Origin of the sequence: Parabacteroides sp. AF14-59 (assembly GCF_003479515.1) — a bacterium.
GTDB lineage: Bacteria > Bacteroidota > Bacteroidia > Bacteroidales > Tannerellaceae > Parabacteroides > Parabacteroides faecis.
Window position 1 is genome coordinate 61,560 of record NZ_QUHH01000008.1, and the last position, 22,191, is coordinate 83,750.

The 22,191-nt window shown below is 40.8% G+C and carries 13 protein-coding genes; 12 read left to right on the plus strand and 1 reads right to left on the minus strand.

The genetic code is table 11. The annotated features are described in order from the left end of the window. Positions 1–31: 31 nt before the first annotated feature. The 8 genes from DWW23_RS10885 (at position 32) to DWW23_RS10920 (ending at position 17,024) form a co-directional block, all read left to right on the plus strand. The gene (locus DWW23_RS10885; RefSeq protein WP_122353424.1) at positions 32–3,631 is read left to right on the plus strand and encodes a glycosyl hydrolase; all 3,600 of its coding nucleotides are present in this window, start codon (positions 32–34) and stop codon (positions 3,629–3,631) included. Between the two features lie 274 nt (positions 3,632–3,905). After that, complete coding sequence (locus DWW23_RS10890; protein ID WP_122353309.1) at positions 3,906–4,517, plus strand: RNA polymerase sigma factor; 612 nt, start codon at positions 3,906–3,908, stop codon at positions 4,515–4,517. An 8-nt stretch (positions 4,518–4,525) separates the two neighbouring features. Then, positions 4,526–5,479, plus strand: a complete 954-nt coding sequence (locus DWW23_RS10895) for a FecR family protein (RefSeq protein WP_122353310.1) — start codon at positions 4,526–4,528, stop codon at positions 5,477–5,479. Between the two features lie 206 nt (positions 5,480–5,685). Continuing rightward, positions 5,686–8,937, plus strand: a complete 3,252-nt coding sequence (locus DWW23_RS10900; RefSeq protein ID WP_233564313.1) for a SusC/RagA family TonB-linked outer membrane protein — start codon at positions 5,686–5,688, stop codon at positions 8,935–8,937. A gap of 11 nt (positions 8,938–8,948) precedes the next feature. Continuing rightward, positions 8,949–10,658 (plus strand): RagB/SusD family nutrient uptake outer membrane protein, encoded by a 1,710-nt coding sequence (locus DWW23_RS10905; protein WP_122353312.1) that lies wholly within the window; start codon positions 8,949–8,951, stop codon positions 10,656–10,658. Positions 10,659–10,796: 138 nt separating this feature from the next. Next, on the plus strand, positions 10,797–12,671 hold the full coding sequence (locus DWW23_RS10910) for a glycoside hydrolase family 97 protein (RefSeq protein WP_122353313.1): 1,875 nt from the start codon (positions 10,797–10,799) through the stop codon (positions 12,669–12,671). A gap of 143 nt (positions 12,672–12,814) precedes the next feature. Further along, positions 12,815–14,926: a right-handed parallel beta-helix repeat-containing protein gene (locus tag DWW23_RS10915; protein ID WP_233564314.1), complete on the plus strand. Its 2,112-nt coding sequence runs from the start codon at positions 12,815–12,817 to the stop codon at positions 14,924–14,926. A 109-nt stretch (positions 14,927–15,035) separates the two neighbouring features. Then, entirely contained in the window at positions 15,036–17,024 is a 1,989-nt protein-coding gene (locus DWW23_RS10920) for a DUF5054 domain-containing protein (RefSeq protein ID WP_122353426.1), read from the plus strand. Between the two features lie 39 nt (positions 17,025–17,063). Here the strand turns inward: DWW23_RS10920 and DWW23_RS10925 are convergent, their stop codons facing one another. Beyond that, positions 17,064–18,071 (minus strand): AraC family transcriptional regulator, encoded by a 1,008-nt coding sequence (locus tag DWW23_RS10925; protein WP_122353314.1) that lies wholly within the window; start codon positions 18,069–18,071, stop codon positions 17,064–17,066. Between the two features lie 126 nt (positions 18,072–18,197). Between DWW23_RS10925 and DWW23_RS10930 the strand changes: the two genes are divergently transcribed. From DWW23_RS10930 to DWW23_RS10945, 4 genes are all read left to right on the plus strand, one after another. Beyond that, positions 18,198–18,929, plus strand: a complete 732-nt coding sequence (locus tag DWW23_RS10930) for a ThuA domain-containing protein (protein WP_122353315.1) — start codon at positions 18,198–18,200, stop codon at positions 18,927–18,929. A gap of 25 nt (positions 18,930–18,954) precedes the next feature. Further along, a complete protein-coding gene (locus tag DWW23_RS10935) occupies positions 18,955–19,803 on the plus strand; it encodes a sugar phosphate isomerase/epimerase (protein WP_199664141.1) in 849 nt (282 codons plus the stop codon). 27 nt (positions 19,804–19,830) lie between these two features. Further along, positions 19,831–21,231, plus strand: coding sequence for a Gfo/Idh/MocA family protein (locus DWW23_RS10940; RefSeq protein ID WP_122353316.1), 1,401 nt, complete (start codon positions 19,831–19,833; stop codon positions 21,229–21,231). A gap of 201 nt (positions 21,232–21,432) precedes the next feature. Beyond that, a complete protein-coding gene (locus DWW23_RS10945) occupies positions 21,433–21,996 on the plus strand; it encodes an RNA polymerase sigma-70 factor (protein WP_122353428.1) in 564 nt (187 codons plus the stop codon). Positions 21,997–22,191 lie beyond the last annotated feature (195 nt).

Genomic DNA, 22,191 nt, shown 5'->3' on the forward strand with positions numbered 1-22,191 from the left:
TTTAAATAAAATACAATATAATAATTTGTTTATGAGGAAGATAATCGTTCTTCAAATAATTGTTCTTTATTCTCTTTCAGGTCTGGTTACTTTTGCTCAGTCACAAAAATATAAAGGATATCCGAAAAAAGATGCAGATGTTTTTTCAGAATTTGCTACTCCTCCGAAAGGATATGGTAATGTGCCTTTCTATTGGTGGAACGGTGACAGTTTAAACCGGGAACGAATGAAAGAACAGCTTGACATTTTATCGGCATCTGCAACAGACGGTTTCGCTGTGAGTTACATACATATGGATCCGGAAGTGGATGTAGAGGAGATGAAAAACGGATATGGACTTTCCGGAAAAACAGAAGCGGGAAGACCGAATGTTTTCTCCGGAGATTGGTGGAATTTTTGGAGTTGGTTTGCTAAAGAGTGCACATTAAGAAATATCGGATTAGGCATGGATGACTATACTATCGGATGGATTGGTAATGGGTATTATACGGATGAGTTGTTGAAAGAGGAGAAATTTCAGAATTATCAGGGAGAATTGGATATTGTGTCTGATACTGTTCTGGAGGGAACAACTTTTATTTATGATATCCCGGAACAGTTTGTAGGTGCTGTTGCCTGGCCGGAGAAAATAGATTTGGCTAAACATATATCTGATGGAAAACTTTTGTGGAAAGTTCCGGAAGGGAAAAATTATAAAGTATATATTCTTTCAACTAAAAAAAGCCATTTATTGCATCCGGACATCGGGAAAGAATATATAAACGTATATTTTGATCGTTTTGAAAAAAATATGGGAGATGCAGCATCAGGCAGCATGAATTATTTTTTTCAGGACGAGTTATCTTATCCTATTAAAATGGGTTCCTGGTCAGAGGACTTTAAAGAAGAATTTGAAAAGAGAAAAGGATATGATATTACACTTTATCTTCCGGCCTTAAAAGAAGATATCGGGGATATAACTCCTAAAATACGTCTGGATTATTGCGATGTATTAATGGATTTGGCGGAAGAACGTTATTTTCAACCCATTTATAATTGGCATGCTTCACGTGGTTTAATTTATGGAAGCGATAATTTTGGACGTGGAACGGAACCATTGGCATACATCGATTATTTCAGAGCCAATTCCTGGTATACTGCACCGGGAAATGATGCACCGTCGACCGGCTCCAGTTTTTTACAAACGAAAGTATCCAGTTCGATAGCTCATTTATATGAACGTCCGAGGACGTGGCTTGAAGCTTTTCATAGTATGGGATGGGGGAGTACAGGCTCGTGGCTGACAAAACAAATGGATCATCATTTTATGGCAGGCGGAAATTTAGTCTGTATGCATGGACTATATTATTCTACGCATGGTGGTTGGTGGGAATGGGCTCCGCCTTGTTTTCATTTTAGAATGCCTTATTGGCCGCATATGAAACAATGGCTTCAGTATACGGAAAGATTGAGCTATTTGATGAGCCAGGGTACTCATGTTTGTGATATCGCGTTAATGTATCCGACAGAATCGATGCAGGCTTATCCGGAGGCTAATACAAAGATAGCTTTTGAACAAGCCATGAAACTTAGTAATTCCGGTTTGGATTATGACTTTATGGATTACAGATCATTGCAAAAATCAAAAGTTGAAAACGCTTGTTTGAACATCTCTGGAGAAAAATACCGTATATTGATTTTGGCAGATATGAAAGCGATGCATTATTCTTCTTTACTAAAAGTATTGGACTTTTATCGTTCGGGAGGGATAATAATTGCAACTGGCGAATTACCGAAAGCCAGTACCTGTCTTGGAGAAAATGATCCCAAGGTGGATGCGATTATCCGGGAAATATTTGGTGCGACTTCCCAGGAAATATCTCAGGGAAAGAAAGTAAAGAAACAGGTTAATAATTCGAATGGTGTAGGGTTATATCTTTCGGAAGATGAGGTTGTGAAACAAATAAAGGCCCTGATTATTCCCGATTTCATATCGGGAACCGGAGAAGGTAAAGTTTTGCATAGGTGTGTGGGAGAACGTGATGTCTATATGATTATGGACGTGCCTAAAGATACGGAGTGTTTTTTCAGAGCTACAGGTAAAGTTGAACTTTGGAATGCTTCTGACGGGACAATATCCGATTATCCTGTCATCCGTCAAACAAAAGAAGGAACATGGCTCAAATTGGAAAAAGAACCTGATAATTCGTATTTGTTTGTTTTTTCAAAGGGAAAACCTACTATGGCACCGGAGTTCACAAAAGAACCGAAGGTAATATACGAATCATTGATTACTGGTTCGTGGGAGACTGAGTTGTTGCCGACTTTAGACAATAAATGGGGTGATTTTCGTTTCCCTGCTTCGGAAGTTATTGGGGCTGAAGCCCGTTCTTTTAAGCATCAACCGGCAGTTTTTTCTCCTGAAAACTGGATATTACCTGATTTTGATGATTCGGAATGGCCTGAAAGCGTGTATGGTTTTGGTCCTCAGTTTGTAAGTGAGTTTAAGTCTGCGGATATTCCATTAAAAAATGTTTCACAGGAGAATGGTTCATCGCAGGAAATATTGGAATTTTCGTGGCAATATGGTGTTTTTGATAATCCGGGATCACAAGGCTGGCATGGTTTGAAAGGTAAAGTCAGCAATGGTTTCTTCATATTGGATCAGGGAGGACATCAGATATACAGAAGTCAGGTATATGTCCCGGTTACTGGTTATTATAGAATTGAAATAGAGGGTGTTGATCCCGATTATCTTTTAGTCGATCAGAAGCCGGCAGATCGGAATATTTTGCTGGAAGAAGGATGGCATCAATGCACTGTTGCGTATGCTAATACGGAGAAAGGGAAATTCAGATTTCAAAAAGGAACATATAGGGATTTTAGAAAGAGAAGTTCTGTGGTATTTTTCCCGGCATCATCTGTTACCCCGGAAAAACCATCTTCATATGATAAAATAATTTCGACACGATGGGCTTTGGGGGATCATTTGTTATATGATCCTTATGGCGGCAACAATCTTGTTTGGAATTATCGTTTCAGGTCTGTTCCCGGAATGGAGGAAATGGATATGACGATAGCCGGAAGTGATTTGAAAGTATGGTTCAATGGAAAGGCTATAGAGGAAAGGAATATTCAGCTTTTGTCCGAGGATTCTTCGGGAGTAAGTAAATATCGGGTTATTTTTCCGGATACTCGGAAAAAGGTTGGCTTGGTTGCTTTCTCTGTCAAAAGAAAACCTGGTTATCAAGGAGCTGGTGTGATTTGTGAACCTGTTAAAATAAAGACAGGAAAGGGACTTTTAGAAACCGGTAATTGGTCAGAAACCGGAGCTTTGAAATATTATTCAGGTGGAATGTATTACAGAAAGCAGATAACTATACCAAAAATCGGGGCACGGAGTAAAGTCGTTTTAGATCTGGGAGATGTAAATGCTTCCTGTGAGATAAAAGTTAATGGAAAAGAGGTTGGTATAATGATGAGGCCACCATATAAAATGGATATTGGCAAGTATGTTAAACAGGGCGACAATCAACTTGAAGTGTTGGTTTATAGTACATTGTCAAATCATTATCAGACGATTCCGACTCCATATAGAGGAGACGGTGTTGCCGGACTTTTAGGGCCTGTGTCGTTGAGTATATGTGAATAATCAGGGTACTTATTGCTTTAAAAGCAATAATAATCCACTTAATAAGCAGCTATTTGCTATTTTATATAGCGATAGCTGCTTTTATATTTGTATTCGATAAATAGTGACGTAGCAAATATAGTGTTATAGTGTGTCACCTTCTTTTATTTTGTGTTTTGTGTGCAAAATAATGTTAAAGAATCACTTTTGAATCACGGAAACCTCCCCCCTGTTATCTCCTTAATATAGGATTCGGTAATAATGCAATGTATCATTTATAGAAAAAACACCACGAATGCACAAAATTGAGCAGTTATCAGATCAACAGTTAATGAAGGAGATTATGTCTGATAACTTTAAAGCTTTCACAGAGCTTTACAATCGGTATAAACACGTTCTCTTTCAGTTTGTCATCCGACTTTCACACGGCGATTATTCGATGGCGGAGGAAGTTGTGCAGGAGACATTTATCATTATCTGGGAGAATCGGAAGAAGATTGTGGTTGAATTTTCATTCCAGGGTTATCTGAAAAAGATATCTCGTAACCTGTTTCTGAAGGAAACGGCAAAACGCATTCAGGAACAGTTGATGATTTCACAGATAGAGAACGTTAGGGAAGCCGAGAATTGTGTAGAGAATGAAGTTGAATTGAATCTGTTGTTGGAGGAAGTAGAACGTATTATTTCTATGCTGCCGCCAGCCAGACAAAGAGTCTATCGTTTGAAACATATTGAACACCTTTCCCAAAAAGAGATAGCCAGCCAGCTGGGTATTTCTGAAAATACGGTGGAAAGTCATCTGAGGCAGTCAACAAAGTTCCTTTCCCAAATGCTGAGGGCTAACAGGGGAGACTTGCTGAATGGTATCATATTATTGCTTTATCCGGTTTTATCATTTTTATTTTAAAGGAGATTATGAGCAAACATTTGGAATTACTTGACAAATTCTATGATAATAGGGCTACTGAGCATGAAAAACGTCAGTTAGCCGCAATGTTGAACGACTCAGACAGGTGGGTGGAGGACTTTGATGGAATCTGGGAACATTCTTTCGGTCATATGCCGGAGTCGGTAGATGAACGTATTTTTAAGGTTATCAGTAAGACTGTTAACCCCAAAAAGATAAATATCAGGAGGAGCTTTATGCGGATTACTGCCTGTGTAGCCGTAGTCGGTGCCATTGCTGTATCATTATTCTATTGGAACGAAAACAGGTTGTTAACCAAATATAATGATATGACTGTAGAAGTAGGCCAGGGACAGAAATCGGATATTTCTCTGCCGGACGGCACAATAGTCCATCTGAATGCTGACTCGAAACTACGTTATGGTAGTAATTTCAACGGGAAACAACGTCAGGTCGAACTGGTTGGAGAAGCTTATTTTGATGTTGCAAAAGATGCTCGATCTCCTTTTATCGTAAAAGCTGGAGATATTCAGATACGTGCTTTGGGTACTTCATTTAATGTCCATGCCTACCCTGATGATGAGAATATCACGACTTATCTGGCAGAAGGTTCGGTTATTATTTCGTCTTCTACCCAATCTCTCAACCTAAGCCCAGGAGAAGTAGCCGTTTATTCGTTGAAGAAAAACCGTATGATAAAGAAAAAGGAAGACGACCGGTTATTTATCGCCTGGATGAATAATGAAATGGTATTCAACGATGAGCCGATTCTGAATATTATCAAACTACTGGAGCGCAATTATAATGTGAAGTTTGAGATTAAAAGCGATAGGCTGAATTGCATCACCTTCACCGGAACCCTGAAAAATGCCAGCTTACAGTCTACTCTTTATGCCTTACAATTTACATCTTCCATCTCTTATAAGAAAAAAGATGACGTGATAGAACTTTATAGTGATTAACCCTTTAAATAGTATGGATATGACGTAGAAAAAACACATACACAAAAAAGGGAAAGTGCTTGCAACACCTTCCCCTATTATCAGTCAATTAAGAGAGTTGAATATTCGTAAGTAGTCACTCTCTGGTAATTAACCATTTAATACTACACAAAAGTATGAATAAAAAATCAGAAATTATTTTTTCCTTTCTGAAAAAAGGAAATATTATGAAAAAGATAGGGGCTATATGTATAGTAGCCTTTCTATCTACTTCCGTTTTTGCACAGGTGACTGTCAATGTAAAGCGACAAACCATCAGGCAGGCCTTACGTACCATTGAAAAAGCTACAGATTATCGTTTCTTTTACAGTAATCAACTCCCGGATTTGGATAAAACGGTATCTTTTGAAGTCAATAATCAGTCGATAGATGCAGCCATGAGCCGATTGTTGAATGGAACGGTGTTGATCTATGAGAAGAAAGAAGATAATCAGATTTATCTTGCCGTAAAAAAAGCGGGTACCAATCCCATGAAAATATCCGGAACAATAGTAGACGACAATAACGAACCGATTATCGGAGCCAATGTTTCCATGAAGGGAACTACTATAGGAACAATAACGGATGTGGACGGAAAATTCAATATCGAAGCCTCTCCGGGCATGACTTTGCTGATTTCGTATATCGGATACGCAACCAAGGAAGTTTCTGTAAGTAATCAAACTGTCTATAAGATAAAAATGCAGGAAGATACTCAAGCTTTGGATGAAGTGGTCGTAATTGGATACGGTACGCTGAACAGACAGGCTATAACCGGCTCTGTGACTAAAGCTGATATCAATACCTACCGGGATGTACCGACAAATAATATTATGGAAACAATCAAGGGATCGGTTCCCGGTCTGAATGTCGGTGGCGTAAATAAAGCAGGTAGTGTGGCAGGATTCAGCATCCGTGGTCAGAACTCAACCCGGGATGGAGGTAATAATCCTTTGATCGTATTGGATGGAGCTATCTATGATGGTTCATTAGCTGATATCCCTTCTGATGATATCGATTCTTTCACAGTCCTGAAGGATGCCAGTGCGGCGGCTGTGTATGGTAGCCGTTCTTCCAATGGTGTCATCCTGATTCAGACGAAACGAGGTAGAAGTAAAACGTCCAAGCCAGAGTTTTCCGTGAATTTGTCGTATGGTATAAGTAATGAGTTGAAACGTTTGAAAGTCTATGATGCATCAGGGTATTTAAGAAAACTGTTGGATGTACGCGAAGCAAACGGATTGGATGCCGATCCGGAGAAGTTAAATATATATCTTCAGCCGGAAGAAGCTAAAAATTATAATGCAACTCAGGATCATCGTCCGACCTTTACCGATCCTTATGAATTGTTCCGGCAGAATGCATATAATTTGAAGGCAAATGTCAGCATATCCAACAGTTCAGATTTTGCTAATTATTATATTTCTGCGGCATTGACCGACCAGAAAGGTGTTGTCATGAATGATCGTTATAAAAACTTTTCAGGGCGTGTCAATATCGACAGTAATTTGACAAGCTGGCTGAAAGTAGGAGTAAAAACCAATTATAGTATTCGTGATTACTCCGGCGATTCTCCTGCAATGAATAAGGCTGCACAGTTCAGTCCTTATGCTTCTTTGTATGATGATGAAGGCCGTTATTTGCAATATCCGCAAACAACGACCTCTTTTGAAAGTCCTTTCTGGAGTATGAAAACCGATGATACTGAAAAGTACAATATTCTGGGGGCTATATTGAATGCCAAAATAACTATTCCCTGGGTAAAAGGATTATCTTATGAGATGGTTTACTCGAATACGTTACGCTGGTCGCAGAAATATTATTTTTATGATGAATATACGACGACCGGCCAGGGGAAAAACGGTAAAGGTGAACGGAAGCATGAGAACAACTATAATATGTTGCTGGATAACATGATAAAGTATAATAATACCTTTAATCAAAAGCATAATGTCGATGCAACTTTCTTGTATTCGCGTGAACGTCGTACATGGGAAAATGCAACTGCTTATGCAGAGAATTTTGACAATACGATTTTAGGAGATAACAAACTGGAAGACGGAAAGAAACAAACAGTAGACACAGGTGCCGGCGAAAGTGGCGCAATTGCCTGGATGGCGCGTGGAACTTACACTTTTGACAGTCGCTATTCTATTACGGGAACAGTTCGCCGTGACGGCTGTTCTGCTTTCAGTGTCAACCGGAAATGGGCGACATTCGCCTCGGGCGGTTTGAACTGGAACATCTCTAATGAGTCTTTTATGAAAGATATTGAACCGATCAATAATCTGGCTTTACGTGTTTCATATGGTTCTAACGGAAATCAGTCGATTGACTCTTATAGTACCTTGGCTAAGGTTGGTACTAATAAGTATATTTTTGCAGGTGATCCTTCCTATTCCATTACACAGGGTATCAGTTCGTTTGCTCTGAATGATCTGGGATGGGAAAAAACAACCGGTTTTAATACAGGAATTGATTTCTCTCTTTTGAATAACCGCCTTTCTGGTAATATTGATGCCTATTTCACCAATACGACGGATTTGTTGTTTAGTTTGTCGTTGCCTTCTGTTTCCGGAAAAACATCTATGCTCTCTAATTTAGGAAAGATCAGAAACAAAGGTGTTGAAATCGGATTACATTCTGTTAATATAGAATCTAAAGATTTCAAATGGACTTCCGATTTTGCCTTCTCCCTGAACCGTAATAAAGTGGTTACTATTTATGGAGAAGATAATGATGGTGACGGGAAAGAGGATGATTTGATTAGTTCGGGCTATTTTATCGGAAAGACTTTGGGAACCATTTATGGCTATAAGGTAATCGGTATGTGGCAGCAGGAGGATGTGGATAATGGTACGATCATGGACGGTATGCGTCCGGGGGATTATAAGCTTGAAGATGTTGACGGCGATGGCAAGATCACTTCCGATAAAGACCGTCAGTTCCTGGGTACTTCCAAGGAAAATTTCCGTTGGAGTTTAACAAATACACTGGAGTATAAGGATTTCTCTTTGATGATATATATCAATTCAATCTGGGGAGGAAACGGTTATTTCCAGTCGGGTAGCAATACTCCTTATTATGACGAATATATAAATAGTGCGGCCCATAACAGGACTGTTTTTGACTATTGGACACCTCGGAATACAGATGCAAAGTATCCGCGTCTGGATTATAATTCAAATGCAAGATATAAAGGAACAAAGTATATGGATCGTAGTTTCATTAAATTGCAAAAAGTCGCTTTAAGTTATGATCTCTCTCGTTTTGTTAAACGGTTCGGATTTAATAATATGCGTTTGTCTTTGAGTGCTGATAACCTATTGACGTTTGCTCCTCATTGGGATGGTCTGGATCCGGAAACAGGTTCCGGTTTGACTATTTCGTCTTCTCCTTCTATCCGTACATATCAAATGACTTTATTGTTTAACTTCTAATCTGATTAAAAATGAAATTAATAAAACAACTATTTATAGGATTGGTACTTGCCGGCTCTATGACCTCCTGTTATGATTTACTGACAGAGGTACCTAAAGATTTTTTGACTCCGGAAAATTCATATACAGATAGAAAAGGTTTCGAGGCTGCTTTAGCAAATATTTATCTGAGCATAAGAAATGATTTTTATGCCAATACGGATAGCTGGCAGAATTATGACCTGATGGGGGTGGATGTGGATTTGAACAGTCCTCGTTCCGGTACAGATACATATCCGGAGTATTTTTACTGGAATACGTTGAATGCCGATAATGGATTTGCCAAAAAATGGTGGCAACGGTTGTATGGATATATTTACAGTTGTAATGTCATTATCAATCGGGCAGAGAGTTCACTTGTAAAATGGAATTCTGAAGAAGAAAAGAATGCGATTGTAGGAGAGGCGAAATTCTTACGCGCGTTTGCTTATCGCTTTTTAGCTAATATGTGGGGAAATGCACCTGTCGTTTTAGAAGAAACCACTTCTCCTCAGTTTAATTATCAGAGTGTGTCCCAAGAGGAAATTTATAGGCAATGTAAAGAAGATTTACTGTTTGCAATCCAGTGGATGCCGGAAATAGATAGTCAAAAAGGGGGAAGAGCTTCTAATGTGGCAGCCCGGCATTTGTTATCGGAGATTTTGATTTGTATGAAAGATTATAACGGTGCAGTGGAACAGGCTACTGTTGTTATTAATAATCCGTCAATGTCTTTGATGACGGAAAGATTCGGTAAATTGAAAGATTTTACTTTCGAAGGTTATGATTACCAGGGAGAGAAAGAACGATGGGGGGATGTATACTGGGATCTTTTCAGAGAAAATAATTTCAATAGAATTGACGGAAATAAGGAATGTATCTGGAATGTGCAGTTTGATGTTGAATTGGAAGGAGGTGGAAATGTGGGTGTTTCCGGCGGTAATTTCACTATGGAACGTTGGATAGGTATGAACTGGTGGAACCTGAAAGATACTGATGGCAATCCGAACTGGCTGAAAGATATCTTAAGCGGACGTCCTGTGGATCAGATTTCTATAACTAATTATGCTGCAAATCAAATATGGCAGTACAAGGGAGACTGGGATCGTGATATGCGTAATTCCAAATATAATATGCGGCGCGAATATTACTGGACAAATCCGAATAGCCGTTTTTACGGTCAGTTAATGACAGAAGAGACATTAGGTAATAAAGAGGATTTATTCCGGGTTACTCAACCTATTTTTATTAAAGTCGTTACTGCCCGGCATCACGGACAATTCAAAGATGCAACGAGTGGCGAAACTCATGATAATGGCCGTATTTATAAAGACTGGTATATTATGCGTCTGGCAGAAACCTATTTATTGCGTGCCGAAGCAAATATGTTGGCAGGTAAGCTTGATGCAGCTGCAGCCGATATAAATGTCGTACGTAACAGGGCCAATGCAACTCCTGTTGCAGCTTCCGATGTTAACCAGGATTTGATTCTGGATGAGCGGGCTCGTGAACTTTATATGGAAGATTTTCGTCTGAATACCTTGATGCGAATGAATAAACTGACTGAATATCTGATGAAGTATAATCCGAAAGTTGTTCAGGGAGGATATCAGTTAGGAAATCATTTGAATAAATTGCCTGTTCCTAATTCGGAAATAGAAGCAAACAAGGAAGGTGGCTTGATCCAGAATGAGGGTTATTAATTCATAGTATATTAGAAAAAGAGGAGGATTAAGTGTTGGAAAGCTTATGAATCCTCTTTTTTGAATTATTTTTGTTCGCAGAAATAGTAAGATGATGGCTATGGCCGGGAGGGAGAAATAGATAAAAGTAATTATATCATGAAAAAAACAATTATTTTATTAACTGCGTTATTGCAGTCTGTTTTCGTTAGTGCACAAACGACTGGTTCGTTGAAAAGTCCTTCGGAGTTATTGAATGCAGAAATTGATGTGAAGGATCAATCTGTACAGATTAGTTTGTATGAAAAAGGAAGTAAGGTAGTAGATGTGAAAACCCTTCAATTGGAGTTGGCAGAAAATATTTTGCAAGGTAATTGGTCTGTTATTAATCAAACAAAAAAATCAGTTGATCAAACCTGGCAACCTATCTATGGAGAACGTTCTCTTGTGACAGACCGGTATAATGAGTTAAAATTATCATTTCGTTTGGATGAAAACCTGAAAGAAATGACCTTGTTTGTCCGCTTGTATGATGAAGGTTTGGCTTTTCGCTATGCTTTCGATAATTTGGACTTTTGGAACTGTACGCTGACTGAAGAAAATACGCAATTCCTGTTCAAAGAGGACTGCAAGACCTGGGTAACCGGTATGGCGCAAGGAGCTTATTCGGAAAAGAGATTGAGTTCATTGACTGGGGCTGCCGATCGTCCGCAGGTTATTCAGATAAATGATCATCGTTTTGTGGCAATCGGTGAAGCGGCCTTGGTCGATTATTCCCGAATGAAGCTTGAAAAGAGCGAAACCGGTTTGGGGGTACAATCCGTACTATCGGGAAAGGTAAACCTGGATTTGGCTAAATATCAATCCCCCTGGCGCTATGTGATGGTTGCCGAGCATCCGGGAAAGCTGGTAGAACATAATTATTTCGTACTCAATCTGAATGAACCTAATCAAATAGCCAATACGAGTTGGATCAAACCCGGGCAAGTGCTTCGTGAGGTTACGTTGACTACGGCAGGAAGTTTGGCGTGTATCGATTTTGCTGCGGAAAACAATATTGCTTATGTGCTGTTTGATGCCGGTTGGTATGGTGCGGAAGAAGATATGAAATCGGATGCAACAACGGTAACGATCGATCCTGCCCGTTCCAAAGGACCGCTCGATTTGCCTGAAGTGATAAAATATGCAGAATCCAAAGGGGTAGGAATACTTGTGTACGTGAATAAAAAAGCCTTGCATCAACAATTGGATGAAATACTTCCTTTATATAAAAAGTGGGGTATCAAAGGTGTAAAATACGGTTTTGTGAATGTGGGTGACCAGTATGCAACGGCTTGGTTGCATCAGGCTGTACGAAAGGCGGCAAAGTATGAATTGATGGTCGATATCCATGATGAATATCGACCGACAGGTTATTCACGAACTTATCCGAACTTGCTGACTCAGGAAGGTATCCGTGGTGATGAAGAAAGCCCGTCATTAGATCAGGCTATCTATACTTTATATAATCGTATGATTTGCGGGGCAGGTGATTATACCAACTGTTATTTTGCAGAAAGGGTGACGGAAAAGATGGGAGGCCGTGCAGCTCAGCTAGCTAAGCTGGTTGCTATTTATAGTCCGTGGCAGTTTGTTTACTGGTATGACCGTCCCGAGAAGTCTCCGTCCCGTGCAGGTGGAGCAGGTTCTGCCGAATCTGTGATAAAAACAGATGCCGCCACTAAATTTTATAATTCAATTCCGACTGTGTGGGATGATACACGATTCATGGATGGAAAGATGGGGGAATATGCTGTAGTAGCTCGTCGTTCCGGCTCCGATTGGTATATCAGTATCCTGAATGCAGGAGACAAAAGGCAGGTGACATTGCCGCTGGATTTCCTGAAAGATACGTCTGCCTGTGAAGCGACTCTTTATTATCAGGCACCTGGAAAGAAAAAAGATGTGGTAAGTATAAAAACGATAAAACTACAGTCCTCGTTGGTTCTTGATGTTGAGGCGAATAGCGGATGTGTGTTGCATCTTACCCGTTGATAAAGGAATCGTTTAGAAAATAGGTAAGCAATAATAATCCACCAAATAGGCAGCTATTTGCTATTTTATATAGCGATAGCTGCTTTTATATTTGTATTCCATAAATTAGAGGTTGTTTGTATAGAAGCAATAGGAGGGAGTTAATGATGAAAATGAAGTTCATTTTATTAGTCTTTTTTGTTTTACACGGGAGTATTATCCATGGAAAAGATGAAAACAGATCAGATATAAGTCAAACGAAGATAACGGTAAAACCCGGTTCGGGAACTTTGCAACAAGCTATTCGTAAAGCTGCATCGATAGAGGGAGATGTCATTATAGAAATGGCAGGTGGTGAGTATCGTACCGATAAAACGATTGAAATCTTGCCGGGAAACTGGCATTCTTTACGAATAAAAAGTAAAAAAGGGGAGAAAGTCTCTGTTTCCGGCGATAAGGTCATTTCTTTGAGTAAAATAAGACCGGTTAAAGATCCGGTTGTTTTGTCCCGTCTACAGGAAAGTGTACGTGGAAAAGTTGTTGAGGTGGATTGTAAAAGTGTTGTAGAAACATTGGCGAATATTCGTCCTTCCGGATTTGGACGTAAATCACTACCGGCCTGGTCTGAGTTGATTGTAGATACTGAGCCGTTACATTTATCCCGTTGGCCGAACGATTCGATGGTGTTGATCGGGCGTGTCGATATTTCCGGAGGTCCAGAAGATAAGCAGCAAGGTCGGTTGCCTGTTTTCCATTTTCAGGAAGAACGGCCGGGGCATTGGGCACATACGGATAATATGTGGATAGGCGGTTATTTTGGTCATGGTTATGCGGATGATATGATACCGGTAAAATCGATTAACATGCAAGATTCCACAGTACATGCAGGAATGTTTACAACCTATCAGTTTTTTACCGGTGCAGATTTTCGTCGGTGGTTCGCCTTAAATTTATTGGAAGAAATAGATCGGGCGGGAGAATATGTGATCGATCCGGATACACGGAAGTTTTACTTTCTTCCGGGAGATAAAAAAATATCGAAAGTCCGTTTGACTGTTTTAGAGAGTCCTGTTATTGCTGTGGAAAATTGCAGGAACGTGACAATAGAAGGTATTACGATTGAAAATAGCCGGGGAATAGGTGTTTATATGGATAATACGGAAAACATATTGTTACAGGGATGTATAATTCGTAATGTCGGCAATGTTGGAGTTTGCATAGGAAAAGGAACTGATTCTCCTGAGAGATCTGTCGGTGACCAGCATGCGATGGAAGCTGGTGGGGAACTCTGCAGTAGAAAGGTAGGCGATATGATGGGAAAAATATATGAGAATACAATACTGGATCGGCAAGCCGGTAAAAATAACGGGGTAAAAGATTGTTATATTTACAATACAGGTGCTGGCGGTGTCAGTTTAGGAGGAGGTAACCGTGTTACTTTGACCCGTTCGGATAATTATGTGGAGAATTGTAAAATATCCCGTTATAACCGTATCGAAAAATCATACCGGCCCGGCGTTTGGATCGATGGTGTAGGAAACCGGGTTACGAAATGCGATATATCAGATGCACCGAGTATGGCTATTCTGTTTCATGGGAACGATCATACAATAGAGTACTGTAATATCACGCAGGTTTGTCAGGAGGTAGACGACCAAGGGGCTATCTATTACGGACGTGATCCGTCGGAGCGAGGTAATGTTATTCGCTACAATTATTTTCATGAATTGAGTCCCCGTCACCGTGTAACAGCTACTTATCATGACGATGGGGCTTGTGGAAGCGAGGTTTACGGGAATATTTATTTTAAGGCCGGTTCATTACCTGTTCTGATAGGAGGTGGAATGGATCATAAATATTATAATAATATCTTTATTGATTCTCCTACGGCTATCCATCTGGATAATCGTTTACAAAACTGGGCGAAAAATATGTTGGACAAAGGAGGTATTTATGATAAAAGATTACAAGCTGTCAATTATACGCAGCCTCCTTATAGTATAAAATATCCCGAATTGGTCAACTACTGGCAGGAAGATCCGGCTTTTCCGAAAAGAAACCAGATACATGGAAACTTGTTTTACAAGATAACGGACTTACTGCATGGAAATAGTTTGTGGGGAGAGTTCTGGAATAACTGGGTGACGAATGAAGATCCGGGGTTTGTCGATCCGTCCGATCCTTTGAAAGGATTCAGGAAAGATGCCGGTATTTTTAACCGGATAGCCGGTTTTAAAGAAATTCCTTATTCTGAGATCGGTTCGACATTGGAGTAAGCAATAATAATACACGGAATAAGCAGCTATTTGCTATTTTATATAGTGATAGCAGCTTTTATATTTGTATTCTGAATTATTCATACCATGAAAAAATAAAAATATGTATATGAAACGAATTCTACTATTTCTCCTGGTAGTGTTTGGAGGAATTTTTCAACTTAGAGGGCAGGAAATAAATACCTCTGTCGATAAAGTGTATGTTGTTTTTAAAACACATCTGGACGTTGGTTTTACCGATTTGAGTTCTGTAGTAACTCAGCGTTATATAACAGAATTTATACCGAAAGCATTGGATGTCTCGGAAAAGTTGCGTGCTGAGAATACAGATGAACAATATGTCTGGACAACAGGGGCATGGTTGATCTGGAAATATCTCCATACAGCATCCCCAAAAGAAATAGAGCGTCTGGAGGCCGCTATCCGGCGCGGGGATATCGTTTGGAATTCGGTCCCTTATACCGTTGAGTCTGAGTCGATGAATCTGGACTTGTTCGAAACCTGCCTGCTTTTGTCGCATAAGTTGGATGAGAAATATGGAAAGAAAACAATTGCCGCTAAAATGACTGATGTACCGGGACATACACGTAGTATTGTCGCTCCGATGAGTCGTGCGGGGATTCGTTTCCTGCATATAGGTGTGAATCCGGCTTGTCCTATTCCTGCTGTTCCTGAATTCTGCCGTTGGAGAGATACGGATGGTAGTGAGTTGATTCTGGTCTATCAGCAGGATTACGGATCGGAGAACATACTTCCGGGAGGCAAAGCGGTTATATCCATTAATTTTACCGGAGATAATCATGGTCCTCATTCTTATGAAAAGGTGAAGGAAATTTATGCCGGTTTGCATAAATGTTACCCGAATGCTCGTCTGATAGCCTCTTCTTTCAATGAAATCGCCGAAGAATTGGTTTCGATACAGGATAAGCTGCCGGTAGTGACTTCGGAAATCGGCGATACCTGGATTTATGGTTATGGAAGTGCACCTGTACGAATGGCTAAATTCAGGGCCTTGTCCGAACTTTACTCGAAGTGGTTGCGTGAAAAGAAAATAGATAAGAACAGTGATGCCGCACTCGATTTTGCTCTGGAGTTAGGATTAATAGCTGAACATACACAGGGTGTTGATGTGAAAACACATCTCCATAATTGGGATAAATATGATATGGATCTTTTCCTTCCGGCTCGTTCTACTCCTCCTTTCCAAAAGGCAGAAGCGTCATGGAAAGAGTTGGACGATTATATTTATAGTGCGATCCAATACCTGCCGAACGATTTGCAAGCAGAGGCGTTGGCTAAAATGAAAGAGATAGATCATCCGGTTGTGCCTTCATTTACAGAAAAAGCTCAATCTATATCTTCTGCTCCTTGGCAGGCCGCAGTATTGAAAAATGGCGTATTGAAGATCGAGGGGCTGTCGTATCAAATGTATGATGCAGCCGACTATGATCATTATCTGGATAATTATCTGCGTGCCCGTTATGGATGGGCTTTGGCCGACATAGGTAAGCCTGTATTGGATAAATCGAAAGCCGTAAGTGTTTCTCTTCCGGTACAGGTCGTCAAGCAGGAAGTTTGTAAAGATAAAAAAGGAATACGAACGGTGAGTGAACTTGCTTTTCCCGAGCGTCCGGAAGTCGACCGGCGGGTATATCCTGAAAAGATGTATGTGGATGTATTGGAATATAAGAATGGCAAGAAAGCAGAAGTTGCGTTGACAATAAAGGGGAAACCTGCGGTTCGCTTGCCGGAAGCCTATTGGTTATCTTTTAATGCAGATGATATTCTTTCGATCGTTGCAGAAAAGGTCGGCGAGCGTGTCGATCTGTTCGATGTGGTAGAAAAGGGAAATCGCCAGCAGCATGGTATCGACCGTTATGTGGATTTGGTTACCTCATCCGGAACTATCCGTATCTGGAGCGAAGCCGCTTTTCTTGTCAATGTAGGAGAGGCGAAAGGTATAAACTATTCATTGGAATATCCTGACAAAAAAGGAGGTATTCATTTTAATCTGAGCAATAATCTTTGGAATACAAACTTTAGCATGTGGAACGAGGGATCGTTAACCTATCGCTTTACGATTGAACGTATAAAGTAACCCGAAATTCATAAAAAGAAACTATCATTTTATTGGTAGTTACTTTTTTATAGAGGAGGAGACTCTGAATCGTTGCGGTGACATCCCATAGCGCTCTTTGAATACACGGGTAAAGTATTGGTTAGAGCTGAATCCACAGTCAAAAGCTATATCGATAATATTCTTGTCAGCAGATTGTTTCAACTGCTGACAAGCTTTTTCTAATCGTATATCGTTTAAGAATTTCATGGGGGAACGGTTCGTGATCTCCTGACAATATTTAGAAAATTGCGTAACCCCTAATCCGCAATATTCAGCCATATTTTCGAGGGTCCAGATCTGTGCATAAAGGGAGTCCAGTTCTGCCAGAAAAATATTGACACTTCGTTTACTGCTGATTAACTTCTCATCAAAAGAGACAGATTCTTTCTCAAACAGTTCTAAAAGGGAGATTAAAATTCGATTAACGCATATTTTAATCTTGGAATCAAGATAGGGAGTGTTGTTTTGTAGAATGGTCTGTCCCAGTTCTGCGAAGCAGTCCTTTAATGTATTATTTGTTTTCCAGACAGGTTGTTCATTGAGTTGGAGAATGCGGGTCAGTTTGGAAAGATTGGATTTGGATAGTACAATCCAGTTTGGCCAGATCCAATCTTGATGAGGAAAACGGACACCGACATCAATGATGAACCAATGAAGCTTGGAGCGTCCTATATGTCCGATTTTATGACGGAGCCAGGGACGTGTGATCGATAAATATTGAGGATGAAGAGGTAATATTTCATCCCCTATAAAAAGATCAACCTGTCCGGCTTCAAGGAAACAAATCTCAATGCCTTCATTGTAGTGCCATTCCAGATCCCATGACTGCTGCTTGGTTGCATTCCAGTAACCGATTGATTTAATGTTTTCCAGTTCATCCTCTTTCAGGGGAATACCAGGATAATGATCTCTGGCAAGAGTGTGCATTTCTATCTCTTGTTGTCTGGTTGCATTCTCTAAAGGAGCACAACAATCCGGACTATATATTTTGCCATCGATGTCCAAATAGAATGGTGTATTTTTCATAAGCTATCGATAAATCATTGCATATTCTTTCACTGAAAAAAAGGGAAATCAAATGTAATAATTATTTTATTCCTTTGCAAAAGAAGAGATTGACTTTTGTATGCAGGATATTTAATAAGTAGCAATATGAGAAGTAAACAATGCTTTCTTTCGGTGTTATATATGTTTTTGTGTTTGACTTTATTATCGATGTCGGTCGATGCCAAACCAATACAGGTCCTATTATTGAGTGGAGCCAATAATCATGATTGGCGAAGCACGACACCTTATTTGGAACGTTTGTGTGAACATTATCCGGATATACGGGTGACGATAACTAATTGTCCTGATACATTGAATACCGAAATGCTGAAAGGTAAAGATGTAATAGTGAGTAATTGGAATACATTTCCGGAGAATACTTTTATGTGGAGCAAAGAATCGAGGCAAACATTGGAACAGTTCGTCAGGAATGGTGGGGGATTTGTTACGGTCCATGCCGGGAGCTGCTCGAACTATGACTGGGACTTTTTTCTGCAGTTAACCGGTGGCCGTTGGGGGAAAGACACCCATCATGGTGCCATAGAAGACTTTGAAGTGAAAGTCGCTAAGGAACATCCGATAACAAAGGGAATTACGTCTTTTCAGTTTCGGGATGAACTATGGGAAAGCGTAGAATGGAGTGAAGGTGTTGAGGTACTTTGTACGGCAAGAGCTTCATCCGGAGTAGATGAGCCGATTGCGGTAGTCAAGCAATTAGATCGTGGCAGAAGTTTTTTTCTGGTGTTAGGCCACGATGCAGAGATAATGCAACAACCGATGTTTGAAAAATTACTGATCAGAGGCATTCGTTGGACAGCAGGAAAGAAAATAAAGTAATAATAACTTAAAAAGTAATACAATTATGGCAATGAAAGTAGGATGTTTTGCACTGGTGAATGCGTTTTCTACACTTCCACAGCAATTGGCGCAAATTAAAGAATGGGGATTTAAGTATGCGGATGTGACCGATACGTCCGATGGTGCTTGCCTGGGTGCTGAATATGGTTTTACGTCGATGGCGAGCTTGGATGCCAATCCCTTTGATTTGAAAAGAATGTTCGAAACGTATGGCATAACGATGACCGGTGTGTGTGCCCATGCAAATCTTTTAGACCCGGCAGCTCCATTCCGTTATGGAACTTCACAGTTGATGAAGGCAGTGAAGCTGGCGGCATTGATGGGGGTAAAACATGTGGTAACGGCAGAAGGTGAGCCACAAACGCCTTTCGGTAAGAGCTTGTCTCACCAAGAGGCCATCTTCTCGGTAGTTGAAAAGCTGTACGAACCGCTACGGTTGGCGGAAGACTTGGGTGTCACCATCTTGTTGGAGCCTCATGGTTATTTGACGGACGATGCGGATAGTTTTGCAGAAATTATCGAACGGTGCAACTCCAAGGCTTTGGGCTTTAACCTGGATACCGGCAATTTGTGGCTGGGCGGCGGTGATTCATTGGAATACATCAAACGATTCGGCCATCTGATAGGCCATGTCCATTGGAAAGACCTCTCGGAAGAGTTCATCCCTTTGCGTGGGAAGATGTTCGGTTGCGGCATGTCTGTGACTCCGCTGGGCAAAGGGGTTTGCAACGTGGCAGAGGCTTACAATGCATTGGTGGAATTGGGCTATGACGGCTATTCTACTTTAGAGATTGCCGGTAAGGAGAGCGTCCTTGAAAGTTATGAATTTTTGAAATCCATGGGAGCTGAATGAAGTATAATTAAAGTATAACATATCGATATGAAGAGAAGAAATTTTTTAACGGGTTCCGCTTTGGCGGGTACATCTTTATTGATGGGTGGCAGTGTGGCCGGTGGTGCCATGCTTACAGGTTGTTCGGATGGTGGAAAATCCGGTGGTGTCAATGATTTTGTGTTGAAATCACGTGAAGAGCTGGGTCTTCCTCCTTCTTTGCGCAAAGCGGTGGATGGCAAGCCGCTCCGTGCCGGACTGATCGGCTGCGGAGGTCGTGCTACCGGGGCAGGGGCACAGTTTATACAGGCCGGCGACGGGCTGTCGGTTGTGGCTTTGGCAGAAGCGTTACAAGAAAGATTGGACGGTGGGTTGAAATATTTCAACGAGAAGATGAAGCAAAACATCTCCAAAGACCATGCCTTCTTAGGCTTTGATGCTTATAAAAAGGTCATCGCATTACCCGAAGTCGATGTGATTATTGCGGCTGTCCCGCCTCGTTTCCATCCGGAAATATTCAAGGCTGCCGTGGATGCCGGTAAGCCTGTCTTCATCGAGAAGCCGTTCGCTGTGGATGCTGCTGGTGTACGTACGGTTTTGGTTGCCGCCAAACAGGCCGACCAGAAAGGGTTGTCTGTCTGCTGTGGTACCTACCGCCGCCACATGAACAACTACATCGAAACCTACCGCCGGGTGGCTTCGGGTATGATTGGCGAGATTGTCGGTGGGGCTTGTTATTGGAATACCGCCCGTACTTGGTACCGCGACCGCCGTCCGGAGTGGAACGACACGGAACATGTGCTTTACAACTGGCTGAATTACCCGTTCATGGGAGGTGATTGTATCAACGACCACCAGATACACAACATTGATGTCGTCAGATGGTTTATGGGAGATAAAACACCGTTGAAAGCATTAGGGCAAGGTGCCAAGATACGTCCTTCTGTCGGTAACAAATATGATTTCTTCATGGTCGACTATGAGTTTGAGAACAATATCCACATTATCAGTTCGACAAGGCATATCGACCAATGTTCGGACCTTGTCGGCGAAGTGGTCCGGGGTACCAAAGGTAGCTCAAACTGTAGCGACACCATTTGGGACGAGAAGGGAAATGTCATCTACAAATACGAACCGGAGAAAGGCGAGAACGGAAAACCGATAGATGATTACAGCGGTTTCCAGCAAGAGCATATCGATTGGGTGACATCCATCCGCGAGAACAAGCCTTTCAACGATGCGAATAAAATGGCTCATTCAACACTGGCTTGTGTCATGGGGCGTGAATCGGCCTATACCGGCAAGACCTATACGTGGGATCAGATATTGGTGGATCAGAACCTGCTGGGTCCGGACATCACGCAGCCCTGTTTCAAGATTCCGGAAGAACATCTGTTGCCAGGTAAAGCTACCGAACCGCATAAAGATGTGGAAATATCTGTCTATTAATGATATCTTGATACCGTTATTTTGAGCCAGATCCTCGATGGTATGGCATTCTTTTGAAATTCAGGACTATAGTGTTGTTGCATTAAAAAAACACCGATGAGGAAATGCTGACTTTAAACTTGATCTCTTAATGTTTTTAGTACATAAAGTATGCTAACAGGGGATATTTTATATATCTTTATCCCCGTTAGCGATATTGTTATGAAGGAGAGCACCGAGATACAAACTTTTAATCACCTGTTTACGAACTACAAAGGACGTTTTGTTCACTTTGCCAGGACGTATGTGGATGACGAGATGATGGCTGAAGATATAGCCGTCGAAAGCCTGATGTACTATTGGGAAAATCGTCGGAAACTCGATACCCATACCAATGTGCTGGCGTATATATTGACCGTTATCAAGCATAAATGTCTGGACCATTTGCGGCAATTGCGCGTCCAGGAAGATTATGAGGAATATGTGAAAACGAACGAGGCCCGTAAGTTGAATTTACGCATTGCCACGTTGGAAGCCTGCAATCCGGAACGGATCTTTTCTGAAGAACTTCAGGAACTGGTTGATAAGGCTTTACTTACCCTTCCGGCACAGACCCGTGATATTTTTACAAGAAGTCGTTATCATAACCAGAGCCATAAAGAAATAGCTGATGCGCTGGGACTTTCGACCAAAGCTGTAGAATTTCATATAACCAAAGCATTGAGAGTACTTCGTGTTGCCTTGAAAGATTATTTACCTGCATTGTTTTTCTTTGGTATTTGTTAGTAGACCGGTCTTTTCTTCCTTTTGAATGAATATTTATTTTTGACAAAATGCTTCTTTTAAAACTCTTTGGTGATCATATTGATGTGTTAAAAAATATTAGTCGCAGGGGTATTTTCATTTACCTGGTATAGTAATCCTATTTTCATGGTATGGTAGTTACATTTTGATAATCTGAAAAAGGATAAAATAGCACTG

Excerpts from the sequence above, each read along its gene's own strand:
- DWW23_RS10920 (WP_122353426.1), top strand. The coding sequence starts at position 15,036 with ATGAAACGAATTCTACTATTTCTCCTGGTAGTGTTTGGAGGAATTTTT.
- DWW23_RS10885 (WP_122353424.1), top strand. The coding sequence starts at position 32 with ATGAGGAAGATAATCGTTCTTCAAATAATTGTTCTTTATTCTCTTTCA.
- DWW23_RS10945 (WP_122353428.1), top strand. The coding sequence starts at position 21,433 with ATGAAGGAGAGCACCGAGATACAAACTTTTAATCACCTGTTTACGAAC.
- DWW23_RS10890 (WP_122353309.1), top strand. The coding sequence starts at position 3,906 with ATGCACAAAATTGAGCAGTTATCAGATCAACAGTTAATGAAGGAGATT.
- DWW23_RS10900 (WP_233564313.1), top strand. The coding sequence starts at position 5,686 with ATGAAAAAGATAGGGGCTATATGTATAGTAGCCTTTCTATCTACTTCC.
- DWW23_RS10940 (WP_122353316.1), top strand. The coding sequence starts at position 19,831 with ATGAAGAGAAGAAATTTTTTAACGGGTTCCGCTTTGGCGGGTACATCT.
- DWW23_RS10905 (WP_122353312.1), top strand. The coding sequence starts at position 8,949 with ATGAAATTAATAAAACAACTATTTATAGGATTGGTACTTGCCGGCTCT.
- DWW23_RS10925 (WP_122353314.1), bottom strand. The coding sequence starts at position 18,071 with ATGAAAAATACACCATTCTATTTGGACATCGATGGCAAAATATATAGT.
- DWW23_RS10935 (WP_199664141.1), top strand. The coding sequence starts at position 18,955 with ATGGCAATGAAAGTAGGATGTTTTGCACTGGTGAATGCGTTTTCTACA.
- DWW23_RS10910 (WP_122353313.1), top strand. The coding sequence starts at position 10,797 with ATGAAAAAAACAATTATTTTATTAACTGCGTTATTGCAGTCTGTTTTC.
- DWW23_RS10930 (WP_122353315.1), top strand. The coding sequence starts at position 18,198 with ATGAGAAGTAAACAATGCTTTCTTTCGGTGTTATATATGTTTTTGTGT.
- DWW23_RS10895 (WP_122353310.1), top strand. The coding sequence starts at position 4,526 with ATGAGCAAACATTTGGAATTACTTGACAAATTCTATGATAATAGGGCT.
- DWW23_RS10915 (WP_233564314.1), top strand. The coding sequence starts at position 12,815 with ATGATGAAAATGAAGTTCATTTTATTAGTCTTTTTTGTTTTACACGGG.